The following is a 25,896-nucleotide window of genomic DNA, read 5'->3' as shown; positions in this document are numbered from 1 at the left end:
GTGATCGGCGACTCCGCTTTCGCGGAGCCGGCCGCCGATCACGATCGCGTTGGCCGTTGCGCCTATTTCTTCTTGCGCGCTGGAATGATTTCGCCGTCTTCCTTCGCGAAGTCGCCGATGTCGGGATTGGGCAGGATGTCGAGCACCGCTTCAGATGGGCGGCAGAGGCGCGTGCCGAGCGGCGTTACGACGATGGGGCGGTTGATGAGGATCGGATGCTGAAGCATCGCGTCGATCAGCTGTTCGTCCGTCAACTTCGGATCGTCGAGGGCGAGTTCGTCGTAGGGCGTTCCCTTTTTGCGCAGGAGATCGCGTGGTGAGATGCCCATCTCGCGAATGAGGCGTTTGAGCTCGTCGCGGCTCGGCGGCGTTTTCAGATATTCGACGACGCGCGGTTCCTCGCCGCTTTTGCGAATGATCGCGAGCGTGTTGCGCGATGTTCCGCAGCTCGGGTTGTGGTAGATTGTGATCGCCATGACTGTGCTCCGATACGGGCCGTGTCCTTCGGGCTTTTCGTGCTGCCGTTTATGCGCAGCAATCCGAGGCTCGCGTTATTTCCACAGCCCGACATCCTCCCATTTGCTTTCGGGAATTTCGGGGCCGATTTCGTATTCGAAGGACGTCGCCTTCATTTGATCCTTCGTCACCGCGCAGGTGAATTTCACTTGGTACCAGCGATTTTTGGCGCGCACGGCTCCGCCCTTGGCGACGACGGTTGTTCCGTCGAATGTCGCGCGCGAGAGGATGCTCGTTTTCAGCCGATCGACGTGCTGCAATTTTTTCGCGCGATTGATGTCGAGGATGCCCTTCAGGATGCACACCTGATGCGCGCGCTCCTCGGGGTCGAGTTTGAGGAGGGATTGGTCAATCGTGGCCGCGTTGGCTGGCACTATCAGTGCAACGTAAATCAGAAAAAACCAGCGATGCATTGCCCCCTCCGTCGGCGACTGAAATACGCTCCATCGTGCGGAATAGAAATCGTCGCGGATGGAGGTTCAGTTTTCCGGAGGCACTTATGCCTAGAGCCGGCCCAGAACGTCACGCAGTTTTTTGATTGCGCGCGCTTTCGTCCTTGGGAAATCGGCGATGTTTTCGCGTGCGGCGGGCGGCAGCTCCGCTGTGCGGAGGCCGCCGCCGGTCGCGTCGTTGAAGCGGGCTTACACTTCGTCGTTGTTGATCGGAGCGTCGATAACGTCGTCCGTGCTTGGCTCGGTCTCGTCATCCTCGATGAGGATGTTCGGCGTGTCGGCGCCGTCATCGGCTTCCTCGACGTCGATTTCAGCTTCGGCGACTTCCTCGACTTCAGGAGCCTGCGTCAGCTTGTAGACCTTGCCGCGTGTGCGCTTGCCGACTTCCATCTCGAACGTGTGGCGCGTGCTTGCGGCCATCGGCTCGAAGGTGACGCCGCAATAAGGGCAATCCGTCGGCGACTTGTTCAAATCATAAAATCGCTCGCCGCATTCGTCGTTTCCGCACGTGTGCTTGGTGCCACGTGCCGCATGAATTTGGGCTACACTCAGAGACATTTTTTTCGTTCCTCGCTGGGTTGGTTGGTGCTTTCGAGCACCTGCAAAGCGAGATGCACACCGTGTGAAAAGTTGGCCGTTCGGTTAGTTGAGTATTTTCGGATACGTGGTGCTGGCCGCCGATTGGCGAATGGCGGTGCCGTGCCTGTCGTCGACGAACAGTGTGAGCTTGCCTGCCTGCGACACGGCACGGGCGTAGGCGACGGCGTGCGATTTGATCGCGAACCGCAGAAGAGAGATGCTGCGCGGTCCACGGAGCACGGCCCAGGTTTTGTCCGAGGCCCGTGTGACGCGAATAAACCGGCTGTCCATGACGCGTTCCTCGTTGCCGGGCATGGTTGTCGCCTCGGCCTGTGCGGGGCCGGTTCAGAGCGTGAACCGGTCGGTGAATTATGCGTCTTGATCGGTGTCGCCGCGATGTCTGAACTTGCAGCTTGCATACTGCCAGCCCCAAGAGCGTCGGCTTCAATCGTACCGGCGGTGCCTCGTGCGAACCATGTCGAGGCCGATCGAACTGCCGAACTGGTATCGGACCCTACCGGAAATGCCCCCATAAAGCAAATTCACGCCCGCCTGCGCATCCGGCCGTCCGAAGGGTTGCGAACTGTTACGCTACCGATGGGTCTGAACCATTTTTGCTCCGTTGCGTTTTATGGCCATGCAAAGGTGGATTTCGAGAGTTCACGGCACCGCCGTCGCCTCGCGGACGATGCCTGTTCTGTTGCGCTATGTGGTGACTATCGCGCTCGTGGGTTTGGTCGTTTGGATACAACTCACGTGGGGAGAAGACGCGGGCAACCGTTATCCATTCCTTGCTTTTATTCCCGTAATTTTCGTCGCCGGTGCATTCCTCGATCGCGGCAACGGTTTTTTCGCAACCGTTTTAAGCGCGTTGGCGGTTTCGTATTACTTCCTGTATCCGCGCTACTGGATCGCGGTGCTGAACCCATCAGATCAAATCGCGCTGGCACTGTTCGTGGTGATCGGATTTGCGATCTCGTCGGTGGTCGAGGCTTTACATGTCGGCCTCGTGTCCTTCGCCATCGAACACGAAAGGGCAACCGCGGCCGTTCGAGATCGCGATGTGTTGCTGAACGAGTTGTCGCATCGCACGCGAAATGATTTCGCGAACGTCGTGACGCTCCTGAACTTGCAATCGCGTTCGGCGAACCAAGAGGCGAGGGAAGCGTTGCTCTCCGCGGCGGAGCGCGTGCAGACGATTGCGCGCGTGCACCGGCGGCTGGAGCTTCGCGACGATCATGTCGTCGTCGATACGAAATCGTACCTCGGCGAATTGTGCGCCGACCTTCGGCTGTCGCGGCTTGCGATGCGGCCCATCGCCATCGAATGCCGCGCGGAAAGCCATTCGATCAGTCTCGAAAAGGCAGTTCCGCTGGGGCTGATTATCAACGAATCCGTCACCAATGCGACGAAGCATGCCTTCCCCGATCAAAAGCAGGGAACGATCGTTGTAAATTTTCAGCGGTCGGGAGAGGTTTACAAGCTCGTCGTTGCGGACAATGGCGTTGGGCAGCGTGGCGTAACGGAACAAGGCACTTCGGCCCAACCGTTGCAGTCGGGTATCGGCAATCGACTGATGGGAATGCTCGCGGCGCAGCTCGGCAGCAAGATGGAGGTTGAAGACCGGTCGCCAGGAACTGCAATCGTCGTGACGATCCCGGTGAAGACGGTCAAATGAAATGAATAAAAAAGGCAGCGCATCCGGCGCTGCCTCGAGTTTTGGGGCCCTAGGATTCCCCAACATGCATGAGACTAAATCCTATCCGGCGACAAGCGGTACTTACGATGCCGTAACGCGCCTGTACGCCGATTGAGCTGGCGCCGCCGGGATGCTTTCAGTCGAGCAGGCGCCCACCAATTTCAGCGGCGCCTTGATCGTCCCTAGTGTAGCTTCAATTCCATGCCCACAAGCCTGAGTTCCGCTGGGCGAATAAGCTTAGAGTGAGCCACGGTCACTTTGAAAAGCTGACCTTCGATCTCGGCGATCCAGAAGTCGAGAAAGGACTTCAGCTTTGGAAAGCGGGGAGCGGAATCGTATTCCTGCCAGATATAGCTTTGGAGAAGCGAGGGATGATCCGGAAGACGATAAAGGATCTCAGCAGTCGTCAGGCTGAAGCCCGCAAGCTGAGCTTTGAAGCCATTGTCGCAAGACATTTCACGTACGGTCACGTAGCAATCTCCTTTCAATTAGGTGATTGGGTGCCCTCCCTGAAACGACGATGATTCAGTGAGAATCGTTCCGTGTCCATATTGAATATTCGCCAATTCAAATTGTTAGCAGCCATGCAAATCGAGTGCTCGGATTTTCCGCCAAGCGCTTGAGCAAAGCGGTGCCTCGCTGTGCAGCGCGGTGGTTCGTTGCGGCGATTTCTGTGAGGTCAAAGGCGGGCGACGATGACTGAGATGGCGCTCAAAAGTTTCCTGACGTTTTTCGTAACGATCGGGCCTATCGAAGCGGCGGTGCTGTTCGCGGCTTTCACGCCGAAGATGCCCTATGACATGCGACGAGCCATAGCCATCCGCGCGACGCTGATCGCGTCGTGCATTCTCGCAGTATTCACGCTGTTCGGCGATCCTATCCTCAGTGAACTCGGCGTTTCGCTCGCAGCGTTGCAGGTCGCGGGTGGGATTGTGCTGCTGTTGATCGCGCTCGATATGATTTTTGCGAGACCGGCCGGCGCGATAAAACTCACACCGCCTGAAGGTGCGGAAGCGCAGACCAAGGACGACATCGCGGTTTTCCCGTTAGCGACTCCGCTGCTGGCAGGACCCGGCGCGATGAGTGCCGGCATTTTGCTTGCCGCGAACGCGCACGGCGAGCCGCTCGGACTGGTGGTCGTCATGGCGTCGCTCGCGACCGTGATGATCATGACGCTGGTGCTGCTCGCTCTCGCGAACCAGCTCAATCACCTGCTCGGCGTGACTGCTCAACGCGTGCTTATTCGTGTGTTCGGAATTTTGCTCGCTGCGATCGCGGTGCAGGCGGTTTTCAACGGCATCCATGCGTCGGGGCTTATTCCCCGATAAGGATCATCACTTTCCAAAAGCGGGCGTGCGTTAGGGCGGTTTTAACGCTTCGCTGTTTCACTCCCGGTCAGTTCGAGAGGATTTGTTGCGTTTGTGGCGTTGCTGAAGGCGTATCCTATGTCGGTGTTCTCCGTTGGCCTATGGCCGGTTAAGGCCTTGCGCGGTGTGCTTGGTCCGCTGATGGCCTCGGTGGCTGCCGTCTCGGTGGCGGGATGCGCGACGGACAACGACGCTTATTATGCGGGCTCGGCGCCTCCGGTTTATGTTGCCCAAGGTCCCGCGGTCGAGATGGAGCAGGATGGCCTGCCCGTTCAAGCTTCGCCGTCGGCCCGTATTCGCACGATGCCGGACGACCCGACCCAACCCTTCAGCCGCAATTACGGCGGCCCTAATCCAGCAGACGTTAGCGCCGCGCCGGTCGCGGTGAAGGTCTCGAACGGGCCTGTCATGCAGCCCGATTCCATCCCCGCCGATTTGCCGCCGCCGTTTCGCAAGCAGCTTGTCGCAGCGGTCGACGCTGCCGGCTAGCCACGGTGCCTTCGCAAGATCCGTGTGTTAAACGAAGTGATGCCCGAGGCCGTGAACATCCGCCGCTATCTCGACGTCACTTTGACGGCGGAAATCGAGCGCGGCATCGATGCGATTTTCTTTGAATCGAGCAACACGAAGTCCTTCGCGACCGAGCAATCTCGCGCGGCTTTTCGCGAGCGATGGCTCGGGCGCTACCTGCGGGACGATCCGCAATTCGCGTATCTGGCAATGACGCCGCCGGGAGATGTCGTTGGTTATCTCGTAGGCGCGGTCGACGATCCGGCCCACGCACCGCGGTTTGCCGATATCGGATTTTTCGCGGACTTACGCGGGCAGACCAAACAATTCCCCGCGCACCTGCATGTGAACCTCGCTCCCGAATTTCGAAATCGTGGCATCGGAAAGCAGTTGGTCGATCGGTTCCTGGCTGACGCGAAGGTTCAAGGCGCGAGAGGCGTACATGTCGTAACCAGCGCTGGCGCGCTGAATGTCAGCTTCTACAACCGAAACGGGTTTGCGGAGGTCGCTCGTATCGGCCCTGCCAGAGAGCTGGTGTTCCTGGCGCGTGCGCTCTGACAAAGTTATCCACACGGCAGGGCGTCGTTGAGAGATGCCTTGAAGTTGACGGACGAAGCGGCGAAACCTCCGTCTCATGACCTTCCGCTTTATCCATTCCTCGGACTGGCACCTCGCAAAGCCGTTTCGCCGTTTCGAGCCAGCCCTTGCGGGTGAGCTTGCGGCGGCGCGGCTTGGCATTATCGGGCGGCTGGCCAAGATCGCGCGTGAACGTGGCGCACGGCACATTCTCGTTGCAGGAGACGTTTTCGATTCCGAGTTGATCGCGACGGTCGAGATCCGGCGCGCGCTCGCACAACTCGCTGAGGAAAGCGATCTGTCGTGGCTGCTGTTGCCCGGCAATCATGATCCGTTGCGGTTGAGCGGCGTGTGGGATCAGGTCTCGCGGATCGGTGTGCCGGCAAACGTCACCGTGCTTTCGCGTGCGGCGCCGCAGGCGTTCGGCAATGACGCGATGCTGTTACCCGCGCCAGTGACATCGAAAGATCCGGGGCGCGATATCACCGAATGGATGGACGCGGCCGCGACGCCAGCGGGAGCCGCGCGCATTGGGCTCGCGCATGGCTCGGTTCGCGGTTTCGGCAGCGATGACGATGCGGCGCTCCGCATGGCGCCCGATCGCGCGAAGCGTGCGGGGCTCGCGTATCTGGCGCTCGGCGATTGGCACGGTGCGGCGCGCATTTCCGCTGATACCTGGTATTCGGGGACGCCGGAGCCCGATCAATTTCCCGATAACGAGCCGGGCTTTGCGCTTGCCGTCACGGTTGAGGGTTCGCAGCTTGTCAGTGTCGAGAAGGTGCCGACTGCGGAATTCACGTGGTTGCGGCTTGAGCGGGCCGTCCATTCGCTTGCCGAACTCGGCGTGATCGAACGCGACGTTCGGACGGCAGCTGGCACGCTCGCCAAGACGCTCGTTCGGCTCTCGCTTGGCGGTCACCTCTCGCTTGCGGATCGCGCGGCGCTCGATGTGTGGCGAGAGGATTGGACGGCGCGCCTGCGCCGGTTGGAGATCGACGACAAAAGGCTGACGGTGACGTCGGGCTCGCTGGATTTCGAAAGCCTCGGTCTGGCCGGTCCGCTGTTGGAAGCGGCGAAACATCTCGCGGCCATGAGTTCCGATCCGGCAAATGCCGAATCCGACGCTGCCGCGACCGCCCTGTTACGTCTCGCGGGATTTGCGGCCGAAGGCCGGCGCGAGGCACCATGAAAATTCTCGCGCTCCGCGTCGCGTCCTTCAGACGATTTGGCGAGCCGGTGGCCATCGAAACGTTCGGCGAGGGCGTGAACGTTCTCTGCGGGCCCAATGAGATGGGCAAGTCGACGATGTTTCACGCGCTCGAGGCTGCGTTTCTGGTTCGGCACAAAGTGAGCGGTGGCGTGCTTGACGACATGCGCCCTTACGGCGGTGGCGAACCGCTCGTCGAGGTGGACTTCGAAGTGGATGGGCGCCGGTGGCGAATTCGCAAACAGTTCGGACGCGGTTCGGGCGCGTTCCTGAGCGATCTCGATTCCGGAACGAGCGTTGCGCGCGCTGCCGAGGCTGAAGAGCGGCTCGCCGAGTTGACCGGCCGAAGCAGCGATCTGCCCGGTAGTTTCGGCTTGGTGTGGGTCCGCCAGCAGCGGGGGTTGTCGCCTCCCAATCCTGATTTCGATCCCTCCGGCAAGGTGAAGGATCGTGGTGAGAGAGCAATCCTCAGGGATGTTATCGGCCGCGAGATCGAGACGGCGGCATTCGATGCGGTTTTCGAAGGTGTGCGCGATCGGACCAAGCGTGCGCTGGACGTTCTCGCGACACCGTCGCGAGGCGCCGCGAAAAAAGATGGACCGCTCTACGTTGCCGTGAAGCTCCGCGACGAGGCCAAGGCTCAGTTCGAGGAAACGCGGACCATTGCGCAAGCGGCGGAGCAGCGGCTCAATCAGATCGCGGCGATGACCGCGCGGCTTGGCGAGCTCGAAGCGCAGTCTCGTTCGCATGCACCGGGTGCGGGGACTGCCGAGCTCGAGGCGCGGCGTGCGACTGCCATTACCACGCGCTCCGAGCGGGATGTCGCGCGCGAGGCGATGCGGGCGCGGGAAGCGGAGCATGCCGCTGCGGCGAGCGCGCTGACAGCTCGCAAAAAGTCAGCGGAGGAACTCGCGGCAAAGCGGGCGGCCCACACCACAGCATGCGACCTCGCCCGGCAGATCGAGACGTGGGCGTTGGAAATCGAGGCCGATACCGCCGTGCCGACCGTAATCGATCGGCTCGTGGCGCTCGAGCAGGAGCGGGCGGTCGCTGAAGCGGAACTTTCGGGCCACGCCGCGACGGTCGATATCGCGCTTGAAGAGAGCGGCCGCGGGCGCATCGAGATCGGCGGATCGCCGCTGCAGGAGAGCCGCAAATTTTCCGTCGTCGAGCCGCTTGAAATCCGTATCGCCGGAATTGGTACGATCGGCATTTCGACTGCGCACGCTGCGCGCGGAGCGGAGCTGCGGACGAAGAGCGAAGCGGCGTCGCGCGAAATGGAGGACGTGCTGAAGCGCATCGGCGCGGCGACGATCGAGGAAGCGCGTGCGCGAAGCTCGGCGCGCACGAAGAAACAAGCGAATCTCTCGGGTGCGCGCGCTCGGCTCTCCGACATCGCTCCCCGGGGCGTTGATGCGCTTGCAAGCGACATCGCGGAGATCGAGGCGGTGTTGGTGGCTGATCAGGCTGTTCACTCGGAAGGCGATGTCGAACGCTTGAAGTCGGCAGCCATGGACGCACGCCTGACGTTCAACGCGCTCAGCGCCCAGGCGATGAGTGACGATGATTTTCGCAAGCTCGACGGCGAGATCGCGAGCGCGCGAAATGCCGAAGCCAGCCGTAAAAGCGAAATCGAGCGCTTGAAGAACGAGCTCGCACACACGAAAGGTGCGCAACAGGCTCTCGACGAAAGCGGCCGGGCCAGCGAACTTGCGGCGCACGAGGGCGAGTTCGAGCGCGCCGAGGCCGAGGTACAGCGATTGAGCCACGAAGCGAAAGCGCTCCGGCTACTGGAGCGAACGCTGGGCGAGATCGAAGCGCGCGCGAAGGCAGCCTACTCGGCGCCGATCTCTCGCAGGCTCTCTGGGCATCTCGAGCGCGTGTTCGGTTCGTCGGAACTGACGTTCCAAGACGATTTCGCAGTCGCTGCCTTGCGTCGCGCTAATGGTGCGGAGAATGTGAGCGCGCTTTCCGATGGCACGCGCGAGCAGCTTTCGCTCCTCGTGCGGCTAGCATTTGCTGAAATCCTTGCCGAGAGCGGCCGAGGTGTGCCGCTCGTCGTCGATGATCCGCTGGCTTATTCCGACGACGTTCGTCTCGCCGCCGTGTGCGCCGAGCTTGCGGCCGCTACGAGCGTTCCGCAGATCATCGTTCTGACGTGCCGGGAGAGAGCTTTTGAAATCCTTCCCGGCCGTCGACTCACAGTTACAAACTGGCGGCCGGAAAGGTGAGTTAGGCCCTTGGGGGAAAGGGCCTTGGGGTCTGAGGTCTTGCAGTCTGGGGTCTTAGAGTGCGGTCTTAGAGTGGACTTAGAGTCTGGGGACGTGAATTAATTCGGCAGTTCGGGTGGCAGCCGGGGCGGCACAACGAAGCCGATCGGCTCGGATTTCGGCGCCGCCACAGTGCGTGGGTCTTCCTTGGTACGGCGCGATTTGCCCTCGAACAGAGCACCCTGCTCGATGGACAGCGATTGGTGGAAAATATCGCCTTCGACTTGGCTCGTCGTCTGCAGCATGACGCGGCGGCCGCGCACCGATCCGACGACGTGGCCGCGGACGATGACTTCCTCGCCGGAGATGCTGCCGGTGACCGTTGCGTGTTCGCCGACAACAACGTTGCTGCCCTGGATGTCGCCCTCGACGATGCCGTCGACCTGGACTTCACCCTTGCAGATGAGATTGCCGGTTATGGTCAGATCCGCGCCGATCACCGAGACGGATTTCGGTCCTTCGGTTGCGACGGCGCGAGGTACGGTCAGGAAGGGACGCGGCTGGAACGCGGGTGTGTGGCTCGTTTCCGCGGCGGAGCCGGTCGGCTGCGATTTTGAATCGGCCTCGGAACGGCGAAAATTTGGCAACATATGGTCTTCCCCTCTTACACAACTTAAGCAACGATCCGCACCCAGAGCGGTCTCAACGCATTACAACATTTAAATCTGCGGCGAGCGCGTTTGATTCGCGTAGCACTTTTGGCGACCCAGTCCATCGTAGCGGCAGACAATTTCCACCGGAAACTCGCTGCATTGCCGCAGAAAGCATAATTCTTGGTGGAGAAGTGTGGCGGAAGATCAACGGTGCCGCTATTCGCGCCAGCTTGGTTATCTTTTGAGTTCTCTGACGGCTTCCAAGACCTCCTCGGCGTGGCCGGGGACGCGGACTTTGCGCCAACTCCGGGCAAGTTTGCCGGATTTGTCGATCAGGAAGGTCGAGCGTTCGACGCCCATGTACTTTTTCCCGTACATCGATTTTTCGACCCAGACGCCATAGGCGGTCGCGACGTCCTTCTGCTCGTCGGCGAGAAGGCGAACCTGCAAATCGTGCTTGGATTTGAATTTCTGGTGGCTCTTCGGGCTGTCGGGGGAGATGCCGATGACTTCGGCTCCCTCGGCCGCGAATTCACCTGCGAGGCAAGAGAAGTCTTTTGCTTCCTGTGTACAACCCGACGTGTCGTCCTTCGGATAGAAATAGACGACGACCGGACGGCCTTTGAGTTTGGATAGGCGAACCTCTCCACCGTTGTCATCGGGCAGGGCAAAGTCAGGTGCTTTTTTTCCGTCCTCGATCATCTTAAATGTGCCTTTCTTTTGTCGTTTTTCGGAACTGTAGCTGGCACGTCGAGAGAGCGGAGGCCAGGGGATTTAGACTTTCTTTTTGAAAGCTTTTTTCTGTCCGTTCCCGGCAACAGCACGGGGGACCGGGCCGTCATGGTCCGTGGGGGTTTTGAGGAGCGGAGTTGACGAAACTGGCAACCGGCGGGCGCCCTCCAAATCGGCGCGACGCCGACCAAAGCGCGCAGCAAAATGGCGTGCCACGAACTGCGATTTCGCGGCGCGTGGCTACGGCACCGCCGAACCTTGCAATGCCCGAGGAAGACGGCGCGATGGCCACGGGGCTGCGCCACTTCTTTAACGGCTGCCGCGTCCTCTTCTATCTGGTCGTGCCGCTGACGCTGCTCGCAATGATGGCGACGGGCCTTCTTTACGTGCGGCTGAAGCACGGCCCGATTGCTTTCGACTTCGTCGTCTCTCCGATCGAGCGCGGCATCAACGCGGAACTCGTCACGAGTTCGGTGAGGATCGATGGCGCCGAGCTGCGGCTTGGTCCGAGCGGGGAGCTGGAATTCCGGCTCCGGGACGTCAGCGTCCTTGAGCAAGGCGGGGATGTCGTGCTGTCGTCGCCCCTTGCTGCCGTGAACATTTCCGTGGCGGCGCTGGCGCGTGGGAGAATTGTTCCTGCGCGTATCGAGCTGATCGATCCGATCATCGCGCTCGCCTATTCCGAGAAATCCGGATTCGTGTTCGAGCGGGCAGTCCCGAAGCCCACTCCGGTGCGTCCGGACGGCACTGGCGCTGCCGCACCGCCGGCGGCGCCTGCCGGGTCGGGAACGACGGTCGTGACGCCTCATGCGGTCGAAGCTGGAACGAAGGTCAATCTCGCAAAGATGCTGAGCGAGTCGTCCCGCCGGGCGAGGAAGCGGTTGGATGCTACGTCGTATCTGACGGAATTCGGCCTTTCGAACGCGACCGTCGTTGTCGACTATGAGGGCCAGCGCAGTTCCTGGCGGATTGATGAGGCAAGCGTCGATTTCAATCACGCCGAGCGGCGTAGCGTCATTTCCGGTCGCGCGACTGTCGCGTCTCCAAAGGGGGCATGGTCCGTATCGTTTCTGACGGACGAAAATGTTCAAACCGGCAAGCTCGATGTGAAGGCAACCATCCGCGACCTCGTTCCATCGACGCTCGCGGCTGCGGCGCCCCCGCTTGCCTTGCTCGGCAATTTCGAATTCCCGGTTTCGGGCGATGCCACCGTCCAGCTTTCGAGCGTTGGTGAGATCGAAAGCGGCGAGCTTGCCGTCGAAGTCGGACAAGGCCGCGTGCGCCTTCCGTATCTGGTTCACCCGATGGAGGTTACCGCCGGTCTCTTCAAGCTGACGTTCGACGGAAAGGCCCGGCACTGGGAGCTGCAGCCGAGCCCGGTGAAATGGGGCGACGGCACGATGATGTTCACTGGGAACATGACAGACGTCTCGCAGGGATCGGACCCGCCGCAATGGCAGTTCGCGCTCGACGGCAAGAACGGAGTCCTCGAGGCGGCGGAATTCAACGTGCCTCCAGTCACAATCGACAAGTGGTCGGCGCGTGGCACAATTATACCCCGGCGGGGTTTCATCGATCTGACCGAATTCCACCTCGCGGGCGGTGGGGGAGAGGCGACGATCAAGGCGACGACCCAAGCGGGTCCGCAAGGTCAGAGCGTGTCGGCCGAGTTCGCCGTTTCGCCGATGCCGCTCGCGACGCTTAAGGCGCTATGGCCGAATGCGGTGGCGTCGGGGACGCGCGAATGGGTTGGCAAGAACGTATCGGCTGTCAACTTCAAGGGTGGAACGCTTCGCTATACGAACAGCAACGTCGGCGGCATCGAACCAGGTTCCGTTTCGACTGAGCTCGAACGCGTCGGCGCGAGTTTCGAGGCGAGTGATGCCGTGTTTACGCCGTTGCCCGGCATGCCGGCGATTACAGCGCCGAGCATGGCGATCCGCATCAATGACAACGCTCTCGACATTACTGTGCCCGAAGGCGCTGTCGCGTTGGCGAACGGTGGCCAGCTGCCGCTCAAGAACGGGCACCTGACGACGGACGACATCATGGGGCCTCGCCCCAACGGCGAGATCGGCTTTTCGGCCGCGGGTGAACTCGCTCCGTTCCTCGAAGCGATGGAGCAACTTCCGGTGCGGGCCGTCCGCGATGCTTCTCCATTGCCCAAGGCGGGAGAGGGCAAGATCGATGCGCAGCTCTTGATCAAGTTGCCGTTCTTCCCGGGCGTCAGCGGCGATGACATGACCATCACCGGTAAAGCTCGCGTTTCGGACGGGCGTTTCGGCAAGGTTGCGGGCCGTTTCGACGTCCAGGGTTTTACGCTCGATCTGAACCTCACCGATACCTCGCTCGATGCGAAGGGCGACCTGCTCATCAATGGCGTTCCGGCAAAGGTCGTCGGTCAGCGGCTTCTCGGTCCGGCAGCTGGACAGCAGCCACCGCTCAAGATCGTCGCGAAGCTCGACGAGGCGGATCGCACGCAGCTCGGTCTCGATGTCAACAATATCGTTCACGGCGTCGTGCCGATCGAAGTTTCGCTTCAGAAAGGCGACCGGCCGGAGCCCGCAATCAAGCTGCATGCCGATTTGACGGATGCCGAACTCACGTTCGATCATTTGCAATGGCGCAAGGCTCCGGGGCGGACCGCGAGCCTCGACGCCGATATCGTCACCGCGCAGGGTCGCGATACGGAATTGCAGAATTTCAAAGTCGTCAGCGACGATATCGCCGCCGATGGGCGCATCGTCATCGGCACCGACAACAAGATCAAAGAATTCAATTTTCCAGGGCTTAATCTGAACGTCATCTCGCGCCTCGACCTTAGCGGGTCGCGGAGCAAAGATGATTTCTGGACGATCAAAATCGCCGGGTCGAATTTCGACGGGCGGAACTTCTTCCGTTCGCTATTCAGTGTCGGCGATGGTCCGGGCCGGAAAGACAAGCCGGCGGCGTCTGCCGGCGCGCACGTGACGGTCGATCTCGCGAACGTCATCGGCAGTTCCGATGTATCGCTGCGCAATCTCAAGATGGCGATCGAGACGCGCAACGGAGATCTCGCAGGCCTCGATGCCAAGGGCACGCTCGATGGCGGAGCACCGCTCGTGGCGAAGCTGGATCAAGGCCAGGGCGGGCGGCGGCTCGTCGTGACGTCGAGCGACGCGGGCCAAGTGATGAAGCTCGTGAACTTCTACCCGAATATGCAGGGCGGCCGCATGCAGCTCGATGTCGGGCTCGACGGCGCGGGACCGGCGGAAAAGACCGGCGTTCTCGTGGTCGATGATTTCAGGATTCTCGGCGATCCGATCGTTACCGAAGTCGTCAGCAGCGCCGACGAGGGCCGTCCGGCGATAGGTGGCAATCGCCATGTCACGCGTGAGGTTTTCGATTTTACGCGGATGCGTGCGCCGTTCTCTGTCGGATACGGACAGTTCGTGCTGCAAGAATCGTATTTGAAGGGACCACTGCTCGGGGCGACGCTTCGCGGCAAGGTCGATTTCCGGACGAAGCGCGTGAATATTGGGGGCACCTATATCCCGTTGCAGGGATTGAACGGTGCGCTGGGCGATATTCCCTTGCTCGGACAAATCCTGTCGGGCTCGCAGGGCGAAGGCATTGTCGGTATGACATTCGCCGTGCAGGGGCCGACGTCGGACCCTCAGGTTATCGTCAATCCGTTCTCTCTGGTCGCGCCTGGAATATTCCGGGACATCTTCCAGATGACGTCGATGGATCCAACCATTCAGGTGCGCGAGGACCGGACACCGCAAAAGCCGATCGAAGACAGGATCCGCGCCGCGCCGCCAAATCCGGCTGACGCGAGCGACAAACCCAAAGCGAAGCCTAAGCCCGCAGCGAAGGCCAAGGCGAAGGCTCAGGCTCCGAAGGTGGACGCGCCGGCCGTCGACGGTTGGTCATCGACGACGACCAACCATTGAGCGGGCTACCGATTTAGCGATCAGACCGGTTTCAGAAGAACGTGCTTCTTCTTGCCGAGCGAAAGCTTGATGACGCCATTTGCATCCGCGTCCGCCTTTCCAAGGGTTGCCTTGTCGCTCGTCACGGCTTGATCGTTCACTTTGAGACCACCGCCCTGGACCTGGCGGCGCGCTTCACTGTTGGATGCGACGAGCCCCGCCTTCACGAAGGCCGTCAAAACGCCAAGCCCGGCGTCCAGGTCGGCGCTCGGTATTTCGATCGTCGGCAGATCAGCGGCGAGCGTTCCCTGCTCGAAGGTTTTGCGCGCGGTCTCGGCCGCAGCCTCGGCCTTTTCGCGACCGTGCAGAAGCGCTGTCGCTTCCGTTGCGAGAACTTTCTTGGCTTCGTTGATTTCGGAACCCGAAAGGCGTTCGAGCTTCGCGATTTCTTCGAGCGGCAGGAACGTGAAGAGCTTGAGGAAGCGGCCAACGTCCGCGTCTTCCGTGTTTCGCCAGAACTGCCAGTAATCGTAGGTCGAAAGCTGGGCTTCGTTCAGCCAGACGGCACCGGCGGCAGTCTTGCCCATCTTCGCGCCGGACGCGGTCGTCAGCAGCGGACAGGTCAACGCGTAGAGCTGTTCCTTGGCGCCCATTCGGCGGCCAAGGTCGATGCCGGTGACGATGTTGCCCCACTGGTCCGATCCGCCCATCTGCAAGTTGCAGCCATAGCGGCGGTTGAGTTCCACAAAGTCGTAGGCCTGGAGCAGCATGTAGTTGAATTCGATAAAGGACAGTTCTTGATCCCGCTCGAGCCGCAGCTTCGCGCTGTCCATCGTCAGCATGCGATTGACGGAGAAGTGGCGTCCGACGTCGCGCAGGAAGCCGATGTAGTTCAGCGGCGCCAGCCATTCGGCGTTGTCGACCATCAGGGCGTCGGTTTTGCGTTCGCCGAACTGAAGGAATTTCGCGAAGACCTGCTTGAGGCTTTCCTTGTTGGCTTCGATCTCTTCGACCGTCCGCAATACGCGCGTCTCGTCCTTGCCGGAGGGATCGCCGATGCGCGTGGTGCCCCCGCCCATCAGGGCGATAGGTTTGCCGGCACCCGTCGTCTGCATCCAACGCAGCATCATGATCGACAGGAGATGTCCGATATGCAGCGACGGCGCGGTGCAGTCATAGCCGACATAAGCCACGACGCGGTTCTCGCACGCCAATTTGTCGAGGCCTTCCAGATCCGAGCCCTGGTGAACAAAGCCGCGCTCGGTCATAATCTTGAGAAATTCGGATTTCGGTGTCGTCATCGCAATTCTTGGCTTCCGCTTCGGTGGCCGCGGGCTTCACATCGAGCCATATCGCGGGCGGCGGCACCATGCACGGGAAGGTGCCTATGAGCAAGTTGGTGCGGGCGATTGGCCTTATGAGCGGGACGTCGCTCGACGGGATCGACGTCGCTTTTCTGGAGACGGACGGAGAAGACGTGGTTCTCCGCGGCCAGGCGCGGACTTATCCCTACGACGATGGCATGCGGCGGATGCTCAACAATGCGATTGCCGATGCCCGCGGCCTCACGTCCCGGACTGACCGTTTTCACTCGCTGGAAGAGGCCGAGCGGGCCCTGACCGAGTGTCATGCCGTCGCCGTCAGCCAGTATCTCAAGGACGCAGGCATCGACGGGGCGTCGATCGACGTGATCGGGTTTCACGGCCAAACCGTGCTTCACAAGCCCGAGGCGGGTCTGACCGTGCAATTAGGCCTCGGTGGCCTGCTCGCAAATTTGACGCGCTGTCCCGTCGTTTACGATCTCCGTGGGGCCGACGTCGATGCGGGTGGGCAAGGGGCCCCGCTCGTTCCCGTTTATCATCGGGCGCTGACGGCCAAGCTGCCGCAACGGCCGGTCGCCGTCGTGAATATCGGCGGGGTATCGAATGTGACTTGGATCGGCCGCGAGGGCAGTCTCGTGGCATTCGACACGGGGCCGGGGAATGCGTTGCTCGACGATTGGATGGCCCGGAAAACCGGCGCGCATCTCGATGCGGGGGGCGCGACCGCGGCTCACGGCAATGTCGACGAGGAGATCGTCCGGATTTTTCTGAGCCACGGATACTTCGTGGACACGCCGCCGAAGTCGCTCGACCGAAACACATTCGGCACGGATCTGATCGACCATCTCTCGGTCGAAGACGGAGCCGCGACGCTTGCCGCTTTCACGGCGCGCGCCATTGCCAAATCGCGCGAGCATATGCCTGTGGAGCCTGAGCTTTGGATCGTTTCCGGCGGTGGCCGGAAGAACCGCGCCATCATGCGGATGCTGGCGGAGCAGGTTCAAAACGCCGTCGTGCCGGCGGAGACCGTGGAGTTCGACGGAGACGCTCTTGAAGCGGAGGCGTGGGCCTATCTGGCGGTCCGCTCCATTCGCGGTTTGCCGATTACATATCCCGGGACGACCGGGGTCTCAGCACCGATGAGCGGGGGACTGCGGGCAGATCCCACCGCTCATGTGATTCAGTAGAAAGGCTCGGCGACGAGCTTATTCCTCGTCGCTATCGTCCTCACCGGCAGCAGCTGCTGCTGGGGTGCTCTGGGATTCCATGCGCTCGAGTTCACGCTGGCGCTGGCGTTCGCGCTCACGTTCCCGTTCGCGTTCCTTGTTGCGCTCGCGATCCTGCTCGAACTGGATCATCCGGTCATCGAGATATGATCCGACGATGTTGCCGAGTTCTTCGGTCTTGTTCTCGAAGAAGTGGTTGGCGCCGGGCACGACTTCGTGCGTGATCTTTATTCCCTTTTGCACCTTAACCTTTGCTGCCATTTCGGCGACCGATGCCGTCGGGACGACGCGATCGATGTCGCCGTTGATGATCAGGCCCGAGGAGGGGCAGGGCGCGAGGAAGGAGAAGTCGTAAAGGTTGGATGGCGGTGCGACGCAAATGAAGCCATCGACTTCGGGGCGCCGCATCAGAAGCTGCATGGCGATCCAGGTGCCGAACGACACGCCGGCAATCCAGCACGTCTTGGCGTCGGGTTTGACCTGCTGCAGCCAATCGAGCGCGGAGGCGGCGTCGGCAAGTTCGCCCGGTCCGCCGTCCCACACGCCCTGGCTGCGTCCGACGCCACGGAAATTGAACCTCAGGACGGAAAATCCCCGCGCCGCGAAGGTATGGTAAAGGGAGTAGACGACCTGGTTGTTCATCGTGCCCCCGAATTGGGGGTGGGGATGCAGAATTAGCGCGATCGGGCTGTCGCCGTTGCTTTCGTGGTGATACCGGGCTTCCAGGCGACCGCCTGGGCCGTTGATAATGAGTTCAGGCATCAGAGATTACTCGATCTTTCGGTCAATTGGCTTCAGGGCAGCTACGGAGCCAATGGATGGCCTCCGAGCGATCAAATCCTTGTGGGTTGAATCTCAATCCTTGACTCCGGCGCTCAGGATTTCCATAACTTTAGAACCGTTCGAAATATGGGTCCTGGCTCGTTTACAACAGGCATTGGATCAGGGCGGCTCTCTTAGCACAGTCCGGGGTGCCGGGCGCAAGGTTTGGATTCCGTTGCCACTTGGGGCAACGATAGTCCGGAGATCAGCGACGTGGAATTGACGACCAAAGGCCGGTACGCGGTCATGGCCATGGCGGATCTCGCCGGGCATGCCGATGAAGGCGCCATAGCGCTGTCGGTCGTCGCTGAGCGGCAGAGCCTGCCGCTCGCCTATCTGGAACAGCTTTTCGTGCCCCTTCGCCGCGCTGGCCTCGTCGAGAGCGCCCGCGGCCGCTCGGGTGGATACCGGCTCGCGAAGCCTGCCGCCGAGATCTCGATCGCCGCGGTGATGGAAGCGGTCGAGGAAGACACCCGCTTTACGCGCTGTTCGCACAATGATCCGCGGTGCTCCGCCGCGACGCCATGTGTCACACACTGGCTTTGGACCGCGCTGAGTGAGTCGATGGGACACTTCCTGTCGTCGGTTAATCTCGCAGACGTCATCACCGGCGGGCGGTATTCATCGGGTCCGTTGTTCACAGCCGCTGCCGCGCGAACCACGGGCAAGCGAACCTATCTCGATTACAACGCGACGGCGCCGCTCCGGGCTGAGGCGAAGGCTGCGATGATCGCGGCGCTCGATGTCGCGGGCAATCCGTCATCTGTTCATGCCGAAGGCCGGCGTGCCCGTTCCGTCATCGAGAGTGCGCGGGAAAGCGTCGGGCGTCTTGTCGGCGCCAAGCCTTCAGAGATCGTTTTCACCAGCGGAGCGACGGAAGCCAACAACTGGATTGTTGCGCAGCCGTGGGCGACGATTTTGACGAGCGGCACGGAGCACGATTCCATTCTCGCTCCGGTTCGCGCGGCTCGCAGTGACGTTGTTATGCTGCCGCTCGATGTGAACGGCATCGTCGACCTCGATGAATTCGCCGAGAGTGTTTTGACGCGAGAATTCGCGGGTCCGTCGCTTCTCGCGCTGCAGTTGGCGAACAACGAGACCGGCATCGTGCAGCCGGTTGCGGAAATTGCCGAGCTTGCGCGCTCGAGAGGCCTGTCGGTGCATACGGACGCGGTGCAGGCGGCGGGCCGGATGGCGATCGATTTCGCGTCGCTCGGCGTCGATACGCTGGCGCTCTCCGCGCACAAATTAGGTGGCCCTAAAGGTGTTGGTGCACTGGTCATTCGTGACCATGTAGATCTCGTTCCCGCAATTCGAGGCGGCGGCCAGGAGAGACGGCGGCGCGCTGGGACGGAAAACGTCGCTGCCATCGCGGGATTTGGTGCTGCAGCCGAAGCCGCGCTTCGCGATCTCAAATCGGCGGCGGCCATCCAGGCATTGCGGGATGAAGTCGAGGCAGGCGTCAAGCGCATCAGTCCCGAGACGGTGATCATCGGCGAAGGCGCGACGCGTCTCGGGAATACGACGGCTTTGGCGCTTCCCGGCAAGCTCGCTGAAACGCTGGTCATCAGATTGGATCTCGCCGGAATCGCTGTAAGCGCCGGATCGGCTTGCTCATCCGGCAAAGTCGGCGCGAGCCACGTTCTCGAAGCGATGGGACTTGGTCACGACATTGCCGCGGGCACGATCCGCATCAGTCTCGGACCGGCGACGACTAAGGAAGATATCGCGGCATTTCTCGCTGCGTGGACGACGATCGCAGGAGCGCCCGCGCTCGCTGCTTAAAAGTGAATTGGTTGAAGGGCCGCTCGTTGGCGGCATTGAAAGAGAGACGAGGAAATGGCTGCTGTTCAGGAGACAATCGATCACGTTCGGAAGATCGATGTCGACCAGTACAAGTACGGTTTCGAGACGCTGATCGATAGCATCCAGGCGCCGAAAGGCCTCGATGAATCGACCGTGCGCTACATCTCGGCCAAGAAGGGCGAACCGGAGTGGCTTCTGACTTGGAGGCTCGAAGCGTTCACTCGCTGGAAGGCGATGACGGAGCCGACTTGGGCTAAGGTCCACTATCCGAAGATCGATTTTCAGGATCTCTATTACTACTCGGCGCCGAAATCGACCGAGGGTCCGAAGAGCCTTGCCGAAGTCGATCCGGAGCTGCTCGAGACCTATAAAAAGCTCGGCATTCCGCTCAAGGAGCAGGAAATTCTTGCGGGCGTGACGGGATCGCGCGTCGCGGTCGATGCCGTGTTCGACAGCGTGTCGGTCGTCACGACGTTCAAGGACGAACTAAAGAAGGCCGGCGTGATTTTCTGCTCGATCTCGGAAGCCGTGCGCGAGCACCCCGAACTCGTGAAGAAGTATCTCGGGTCGGTCGTTCCGCAGTCGGACAACTATTATGCGGCGCTGAACTCGGCCGTGTTCTCCGACGGCTCGTTCGTCTACGTGCCGGAAGGCGTGCGCTGCCCGATGGAGCTTTCGACGTACTTCCGCATCAATGCGAAGCAGACGGGACAGTTCGAACGCACGCTGATCATCGCCGATCGCGGGGCGTACGTTTCGTATCTCGAAGGTTGCACCGCGCCGATGCGCGACGAAAACCAGCTGCACGCGGCTGTCGTCGAACTCGTGGCGCTTGATGATGCCGAGATCAAATACTCGACGGTTCAGAACTGGTATCCGGGCGACGCTCAGGGCAAGGGCGGCATCTATAACTTCGTGACGAAGCGCGGCGACTGCCGCGGCCATCATTCGAAGATTTCGTGGACGCAGGTCGAGACGGGTTCCGCCATTACGTGGAAGTATCCGAGCTGCATCCTGCGCGGCGACTATTCGCGCGGCGAGTTCTATTCGATCGCGGTTTCGAACGGCTATCAGCAGGTCGACAGCGGAACGAAGATGATCCATCTCGGCAAGAACTCGTCGAGCCGCATCATCTCGAAGGGCATCGCGGCGGGTTATTCGCAGAATACGTATCGCGGTCTCGTGTCGGCGCACCGGAAGGCGACGGGCGTTCGCAACTTCACGAACTGCGACTCGCTGCTGATCGGCGACAAGTGCGGTGCGCACACCGTGCCCTACATCGAAGCCAAGAATTCGAGCGCGCACTTCGAGCACGAGGCGACGACGTCGAAGATCTCGGACGACATGCTGTTCTACTGCCGCCAGCGCGGTCTTTCGTCGGAGGAGGCGGTGGCGCTCGTTGTCAACGGTTTCGTTCGCGACGTGCTGCAGCAGCTGCCGATGGAGTTCATGGCCGAATCCCAGAAGCTGATCGGCATCTCGCTTGAAGGCTCGGTCGGCTAATCAAATCCCGGATTACTTACAAAGGTACGGAAGATGCTTGAGATCAAGAACCTGCACGTGAAGCTCGAGGACGAGGATCGGGAGATCCTCAAGGGGCTTTCGCTCACGGTGCCGAAAGGCGAAGTGCACGCCATCATGGGCCCGAACGGGTCCGGCAAGTCCACGCTCGCCTATGTGCTCGCGGGGCGGGACGGCTATGAAGTTACCGACGGCGACATTCTGTGGAATGGCGAGTCCATCCTCGAGATGTTGCCTGATGAGCGCGCCGCAAAGGGCGTGTTCCTCGCATTCCAGTATCCGATGGAAATTCCGGGCGTCGCCGGGCTGACGTTCCTCCGCACGGCGCTCAACGCCGTTCGCAAGAAACGCGGCGAAGCGGAACTCACAACGCCGGCCTTCCTGAAACTGGCGAAGGAGAAGGGCGCGAAGCTCAACATCGACATCGACATGTTGAAGCGTCCGGTCAACGTCGGGTTCTCGGGTGGCGAAAAGAAGCGCTCGGAAATCCTGCAGATGGGCCTTCTCGAGCCAACGCTGTGCGTACTCGACGAAACCGATTCCGGCCTCGACATCGACGCGTTGCGGATCGTCTCGGATGGCGTCAACGCGCTTCGTTCGCCGGATCGCGCGTTCCTCGTGATCACGCACTATCAGCGGCTCTTGAATTACATCGTGCCGGATAAGGTCCACGTGCTTGCAGACGGACGCATTCAGAAGACGGGCGGCAAGGAGCTGGCGCTCGAACTGGAGAAATCCGGCTACGCTGAATTTACGAACAAGGCAGCGTGAACATGAACGTAGCAGTCATGAAGACCAAGGCGGAGCAGGCCATCTCGGAGAGTTTCGAGGCGGCCGCCGCAAAGCTTCCGGGCAGCGCCGCGGTGAAGGCTCTCCGTGCGCAGGCTATCGGCGCGTTCAGCGGGCTCGGGCTCCCGCACCGGCGCATCGAAGAATGGAAATACACCGATCTCCGCGCGAACCTCAAAGAGGTGCTTCCGCCCGCCGTCGAGGATAAGACGCCGCTGACCATCGCCGAGCTTATCGTTGCGCTCGGGCCGTTGGCTCATGTCGATGCGCATCGCATCGTCTTCGTGAACGGCCACCATCGCGCAGACTTGAGCGACGTTGCCGACGCGACCGGGTTGACGGTCTCGACAATCGGCAAGGCGCTTCAGTCCGCGTCCGAAGAGACTGTTCTTAGCCTGGCTTCGACGCCCGAGGGCGGAGACGCTGTCGAAGCGCTCAACACGGCTTTCATGACGGATGGCGCGATCGTTGAAGTCGCCAAGGGCGCGTCGGTCGCCAAGCCGCTTCTCATGATTTTTGTGCGTGCCGGGTCGGAGGCCAATGCGGTCACCGTCCGCAATCTGATCACTGCCGGTGAGAGTTCGAACGCGACGATCATCGAAGCGGACGTCGTGCTGCCGGGCGCAGTGCGAGACGCGCACCTCAACACTCTGACCCAGGTCTCGGTTGGAAAAGGCGCGACGCTCAATCACGTGAAGGTGGCGGTCGATGAAGGCAAGTCGCTGCATCTTTCGAATGGCGAAGTGACGCTGTCGGCCGATGCGAGCTACCGCGGCTTCCAGTTCTCGTCGGGTCTCGGCTTTGCCCGTCACGGGAGCAACGTTCTTTTCGCGGGCGAAGGAGCTAAGCTCGACCTTTCGGGCGCTTATCTCGCTCGTCATTCGGAACACGTCGACACGACGCTCGTCGTCGATCATGCGGTCCCGCGTTGCGAAAGCCGGGAGCTGTTCAAGGGTGTTCTCGACGGTCACGGACGCGGCGTGTTCCAGGGCAAGATCATCGTTCGGCCCGATGCGCAGAAGACCGACGGCAAGCAGATGTCGCAAGCGCTGATGCTATCGGAAGATTCCGAGTTCGATTCAAAGCCCGAACTCGAAATCTACGCGGACGATGTCGTTTGCGGGCACGGTACGACGAGCGCGGAACTCGATGCCGATCTTCTGTTCTACTGCCGCTCGCGGGGCATTCCTGAAAAGGAAGCTCGCGCGTTGATGATCGAATCGTTCATTGGTGAAGCGCTCGACAAGGTTGAGCACGAGGGGCTGAGAGAGGCGCTGGCATCTTATGCGATGCAGTGGCTCGGCCGCTCGCCACGCGGATAGGCACATGGGACGCGAAACGTCGATCGATGTAGCGAGAAGCACCGCCTCGCAGGCCGGCCTGACGGGTGCGCCCTACGATGTCGAGCGCATTCGTGCGGACTTTCCGATCCTCTTTCGCGAGGTGAACGATCGTCCGCTCGTCTATCTCGACAACGGGGCGTCGGCGCAGAAGCCGCTCTCCGTCATCGAGGCGATGGATCACGCCTATCGCTTCGAATACGCGAACGTGCATCGCGGGCTGCATTACCTGTCGAACACCGCGACGGAGCATTATGAGGCGGCGCGTGAGACCGTGCGCCGCTTTCTCAATGCCGAGCATCAGGACGAGATCATCTTCACGCGCAATGCGACGAGCGCCATCAACCTCGTCGCGCGTTCGTTTGGAGAGCCGCGGGTCGGTGAAGGGGACGAGATCCTCATCACGATCATGGAGCACCACGCGAACATCGTGCCGTGGCATTTCCTGCGCGAACGCAAGGGCGCCGTTCTGAAGTGGGCGCCGATGACCGATAGCGGCGAGTTGATCATCGAAAAGCTCGAAAGCCTGATCACGAAGCGCACGAAGATCGTCGCCGTTACGCACATGTCGAACGTGCTGGGCACGATCAATCCGGTGAAAGAGATCATTCGGATCGCGCACGCGAAGGGCGTGCCGGTGCTCATCGATGGCAGCCAGGCTGCCGTGCATATGGGCGTGGACGTTCGCGATCTCGATGCCGATTTCTACGTGTTTACCGGGCATAAGACGTACGGGCCGACGGGCATCGGCGTGCTTTATGCCAAGCGGCAACATCTCGCCGCCATGCCGCCTTACGAGGGCGGGGGCGATATGATCGAGAGCGTTACGCTCGACAACGTGACCTACAACCAGCCGCCGCACAGGTTTGAGGCCGGCACTCCGGCCATCGTTGAAGCGATTGGTTTAAGCGCGGCGCTCAATTACATGATGCAGATCGGCCGCGAGAAGATCTCGCGTTACGAAGCGGAGCTTGGCGCGTATGCGGCGGGGCGTCTTGGTGAGTTGCCTTGGCTGAAGCCTTACGGAACCGCTCCCGGCAAAGGCGCGATTTTCTCATTCACGATCGATGGCCTGCATCCGCATGACGTTTCGACGATCATTGATCGTTCGGGCGTCGCGATCCGGGCCGGCCATCACTGCGCGCAGCCGCTGATGGAGCGGCTCGGGGTTTCGGCAACCTGCCGCGCCTCCTTCGCATTGTACAACACAAAAGCCGAGGCTGATGCGCTGGTTGCCGCGCTCACCAAAGCTCATGACCTTTTCACCTGAGGAGCTTCCGCATGGACGGGAAGCAGATTGATGACCGGGCAGCTGTCAAGCAGGCGGTCGAAGCGCTCGATGCGCCGCCAACGACGCCTCCTGATGGTGGCCTTGCGCCCGATCCCGCATCTGAGATTGCGACGTCGGAGGACAGAAACGGATCTTCGTCCGCCACTGCATTGCCACCGGAAGAGATCGAGCGGCTGACGAACGATATCGTTGCTGCGCTCAAGACCGTTTACGATCCGGAAATCCCGGCCGACATCTACGAGCTTGGATTGATCTACAAGGTCGATGTCGATGACGACCGCAATGTCGCGATCACCATGACCTTGACGGCTCCCGGCTGCCCGGTCGCCGGCGAAATGCCGATCTGGGTCGAGAATGCCGTCAACGCGGTTCCGGGCGTCGCCCAGACGAAGGTTGCCATCGTGTTCGATCCGCCTTGGGATCAAAGCCGCATGTCGGACGAGGCACGCCTCGCCGTCGGCATGTTTTGAGGACACCCTCGCTTTTGGCGGCTGAATTCCCATATAGTGTGGCTGCTGCCACGACTCGAAGATACGGAGGCTCGCGTGCCCTCGCTTAGAATGATGCCAAAAGTGATGACCCTGACGGATGCCGCCGCGGCGCGCGTTGCTGCGCTCATCGCGCAGAAACCCGGCGTCAAAGCCCTCAAAATCGGCATTAAGAAGGGTGGCTGCGCGGGCATGGAATACACCATGACGTGGGCTGAAGAGATCGGGAAGTTCGACGAAATCATCGAAGACAAAGGCGCGGTCGTCCTCATCGATCCGGCCGCGATGATGTATCTGCTCGGCACCGAGATGGATTATAAGACCGACAAGCTTTCCTCGCAGTTCGTGTTCAACAACCCGAACCAGAAGAGTGCGTGCGGTTGCGGCGAGAGCGTCAATCTCGAACCGGCGACGCCCCCAGGATTTGCTCCCGCAGAGGCTTGATGCGATCGCGGGCGTGAAAAGGTCATGTCCGCCAACGACGAAATTCTCCAAATTCTGAAAGATGCGCTGGAGCGCGCCGGCTCGGTTTCCGGGCGGCGCATGTTCGGCGGCGTTGGGGTTTATTTCGATGGCATCTTCTTCGCCATCATCGATGACGGCGTGATCTATCTCAAAACGTCGGAGGCTACGCGGCCGGTGTTCGAGGCGGAGCATTCGCGCGCGTTCTCGTACATGACGAAGAATGGCAGCGCGGCGCTTCATTCCTACTGGCGGCTTCCCGAGCGCCTTCTCGATGATGCCGATGAACTCACGGAATGGGCATCCGCTTCAGTCGCGGCGGCGAAACATGCTGCTTCGCAAGCGGGCCGAAAGGCCAAGCCGGCACGCGTCGCCGGAACGGCGAAGCGTGCAGGCAAGCCGAAGACATGATGA

The 25,896-nt window shown here is 61.0% G+C and carries 25 protein-coding genes; 16 read left to right on the top strand and 9 right to left on the bottom strand.

Annotated elements, in window-relative coordinates:
- Positions 1 to 62: 62 nt before the first annotated feature.
- The 4 genes from arsC to G359_RS15200 form a co-directional block, all read right to left on the bottom strand.
- Positions 63 to 476, bottom strand: coding sequence for an arsenate reductase (glutaredoxin) (arsC, locus tag G359_RS15215; RefSeq protein ID WP_045836810.1), 414 nt, complete (start codon positions 474 to 476; stop codon positions 63 to 65).
- Positions 477 to 551: 75 nt separating this feature from the next.
- On the bottom strand, positions 552 to 929 hold the full coding sequence (locus G359_RS15210; RefSeq protein WP_045836809.1) for a DUF930 domain-containing protein: 378 nt from the start codon (positions 927 to 929) through the stop codon (positions 552 to 554).
- Between the two features lie 228 nt (positions 930 to 1,157).
- The gene (locus G359_RS15205) at positions 1,158 to 1,526 is read right to left on the bottom strand and encodes a TIGR02300 family protein (protein WP_052699401.1); all 369 of its coding nucleotides are present in this window, start codon (positions 1,524 to 1,526) and stop codon (positions 1,158 to 1,160) included.
- Positions 1,527 to 1,610: 84 nt separating this feature from the next.
- A complete protein-coding gene (locus tag G359_RS15200; protein WP_045836808.1) occupies positions 1,611 to 1,862 on the bottom strand; it encodes a DUF2188 domain-containing protein in 252 nt (83 codons plus the stop codon).
- A 322-nt stretch (positions 1,863 to 2,184) separates the two neighbouring features.
- On the opposite strand from G359_RS15200, the gene G359_RS15195 reads away from it, so the two are divergent.
- Positions 2,185 to 3,225, top strand: coding sequence for a sensor histidine kinase (locus tag G359_RS15195; RefSeq protein ID WP_052699508.1), 1,041 nt, complete (start codon positions 2,185 to 2,187; stop codon positions 3,223 to 3,225).
- A 203-nt stretch (positions 3,226 to 3,428) separates the two neighbouring features.
- Here G359_RS15195 and G359_RS15190 read toward each other — a convergent pair whose 3' ends face one another.
- Positions 3,429 to 3,701 (bottom strand): usg protein, encoded by a 273-nt coding sequence (locus G359_RS15190; protein ID WP_045836806.1) that lies wholly within the window; start codon positions 3,699 to 3,701, stop codon positions 3,429 to 3,431.
- Positions 3,702 to 3,950: 249 nt separating this feature from the next.
- Here G359_RS15190 and G359_RS15185 point away from each other — a divergent pair, with 249 nt between their 5' ends.
- The 5 genes from G359_RS15185 to G359_RS15165 all read left to right on the top strand — a co-directional run bounded on the left by G359_RS15185 (position 3,951) and on the right by G359_RS15165 (position 9,137).
- A complete protein-coding gene (locus G359_RS15185; RefSeq protein ID WP_245280056.1) occupies positions 3,951 to 4,574 on the top strand; it encodes a MarC family protein in 624 nt (207 codons plus the stop codon).
- 117 nt (positions 4,575 to 4,691) lie between these two features.
- Complete coding sequence (locus tag G359_RS15180) at positions 4,692 to 5,102, top strand: hypothetical protein (RefSeq protein WP_045836804.1); 411 nt, start codon at positions 4,692 to 4,694, stop codon at positions 5,100 to 5,102.
- Positions 5,103 to 5,126: 24 nt separating this feature from the next.
- Positions 5,127 to 5,681, top strand: coding sequence for a GNAT family N-acetyltransferase (locus G359_RS15175; protein WP_245280055.1), 555 nt, complete (start codon positions 5,127 to 5,129; stop codon positions 5,679 to 5,681).
- 76 nt (positions 5,682 to 5,757) lie between these two features.
- Positions 5,758 to 6,888: a metallophosphoesterase family protein gene (locus G359_RS15170; RefSeq protein ID WP_045836802.1), complete on the top strand. Its 1,131-nt coding sequence runs from the start codon at positions 5,758 to 5,760 to the stop codon at positions 6,886 to 6,888.
- Positions 6,885 to 9,137, top strand: a complete 2,253-nt coding sequence (locus tag G359_RS15165) for an AAA family ATPase (RefSeq protein WP_045836801.1) — start codon at positions 6,885 to 6,887, stop codon at positions 9,135 to 9,137. Before G359_RS15170 ends, G359_RS15165 begins: the two co-directional genes overlap by 4 nt.
- A 98-nt stretch (positions 9,138 to 9,235) precedes the next feature.
- On the opposite strand, the gene G359_RS15160 is transcribed toward G359_RS15165, so the two are convergent.
- Positions 9,236 to 9,766 carry a bactofilin family protein gene (locus G359_RS15160; RefSeq protein WP_045836800.1) on the bottom strand — a complete coding sequence of 177 codons (531 nt, stop codon included), beginning with the start codon at positions 9,764 to 9,766 and terminating at the stop codon, positions 9,236 to 9,238.
- 237 nt (positions 9,767 to 10,003) lie between these two features.
- The gene (locus tag G359_RS15155) at positions 10,004 to 10,471 is read right to left on the bottom strand and encodes a peroxiredoxin (RefSeq protein WP_045836799.1); all 468 of its coding nucleotides are present in this window, start codon (positions 10,469 to 10,471) and stop codon (positions 10,004 to 10,006) included.
- 293 nt (positions 10,472 to 10,764) lie between these two features.
- Between G359_RS15155 and G359_RS15150 the strand changes: the two genes are divergently transcribed.
- A complete protein-coding gene (locus G359_RS15150; protein ID WP_245280054.1) occupies positions 10,765 to 14,436 on the top strand; it encodes a DUF3971 domain-containing protein in 3,672 nt (1,223 codons plus the stop codon).
- 20 nt (positions 14,437 to 14,456) lie between these two features.
- On the opposite strand, the gene tyrS is transcribed toward G359_RS15150, so the two are convergent.
- A complete protein-coding gene (gene tyrS, locus G359_RS15145; protein WP_045836797.1) occupies positions 14,457 to 15,716 on the bottom strand; it encodes a tyrosine--tRNA ligase in 1,260 nt (419 codons plus the stop codon).
- A gap of 86 nt (positions 15,717 to 15,802) precedes the next feature.
- Here tyrS and G359_RS15140 point away from each other — a divergent pair, with 86 nt between their 5' ends.
- Positions 15,803 to 16,924: an anhydro-N-acetylmuramic acid kinase gene (locus G359_RS15140; RefSeq protein WP_045838081.1), complete on the top strand. Its 1,122-nt coding sequence runs from the start codon at positions 15,803 to 15,805 to the stop codon at positions 16,922 to 16,924.
- An 18-nt stretch (positions 16,925 to 16,942) separates the two neighbouring features.
- On the opposite strand, the gene G359_RS15135 is transcribed toward G359_RS15140, so the two are convergent.
- Positions 16,943 to 17,725, bottom strand: coding sequence for an alpha/beta hydrolase (locus G359_RS15135; RefSeq protein WP_045836796.1), 783 nt, complete (start codon positions 17,723 to 17,725; stop codon positions 16,943 to 16,945).
- 273 nt (positions 17,726 to 17,998) lie between these two features.
- Between G359_RS15135 and G359_RS15130 the strand changes: the two genes are divergently transcribed.
- From G359_RS15130 to G359_RS15095, 8 genes are all read left to right on the top strand, one after another.
- Positions 17,999 to 19,570 carry an aminotransferase class V-fold PLP-dependent enzyme gene (locus G359_RS15130; protein WP_082073101.1) on the top strand — a complete coding sequence of 524 codons (1,572 nt, stop codon included), beginning with the start codon at positions 17,999 to 18,001 and terminating at the stop codon, positions 19,568 to 19,570.
- 54 nt (positions 19,571 to 19,624) lie between these two features.
- Complete coding sequence (gene sufB, locus G359_RS15125) at positions 19,625 to 21,094, top strand: Fe-S cluster assembly protein SufB (protein ID WP_045836795.1); 1,470 nt, start codon at positions 19,625 to 19,627, stop codon at positions 21,092 to 21,094.
- 33 nt (positions 21,095 to 21,127) lie between these two features.
- On the top strand, positions 21,128 to 21,883 hold the full coding sequence (gene sufC, locus G359_RS15120; RefSeq protein WP_045836794.1) for a Fe-S cluster assembly ATPase SufC: 756 nt from the start codon (positions 21,128 to 21,130) through the stop codon (positions 21,881 to 21,883).
- A gap of 2 nt (positions 21,884 to 21,885) precedes the next feature.
- Entirely contained in the window at positions 21,886 to 23,223 is a 1,338-nt protein-coding gene (sufD, locus tag G359_RS15115; protein WP_045836793.1) for a Fe-S cluster assembly protein SufD, read from the top strand.
- Positions 23,224 to 23,227: 4 nt separating this feature from the next.
- Complete coding sequence (locus G359_RS15110; protein WP_045836792.1) at positions 23,228 to 24,511, top strand: cysteine desulfurase; 1,284 nt, start codon at positions 23,228 to 23,230, stop codon at positions 24,509 to 24,511.
- 11 nt (positions 24,512 to 24,522) lie between these two features.
- Entirely contained in the window at positions 24,523 to 25,002 is a 480-nt protein-coding gene (locus G359_RS15105) for an SUF system Fe-S cluster assembly protein (protein WP_082072954.1), read from the top strand.
- 105 nt (positions 25,003 to 25,107) lie between these two features.
- On the top strand, positions 25,108 to 25,464 hold the full coding sequence (locus G359_RS15100) for a HesB/IscA family protein (protein ID WP_045838078.1): 357 nt from the start codon (positions 25,108 to 25,110) through the stop codon (positions 25,462 to 25,464).
- A gap of 24 nt (positions 25,465 to 25,488) precedes the next feature.
- Positions 25,489 to 25,893: a TfoX/Sxy family protein gene (locus tag G359_RS15095; protein WP_045836791.1), complete on the top strand. Its 405-nt coding sequence runs from the start codon at positions 25,489 to 25,491 to the stop codon at positions 25,891 to 25,893.
- Positions 25,894 to 25,896: the final 3 nt, after the last annotated feature.

This window comes from Hyphomicrobium sp. 99 (genome assembly GCF_000384335.2).
Lineage (GTDB): Bacteria > Pseudomonadota > Alphaproteobacteria > Rhizobiales > Hyphomicrobiaceae > Hyphomicrobium_B.
This window is presented reverse-complemented; position numbering and strand designations above follow the sequence as displayed.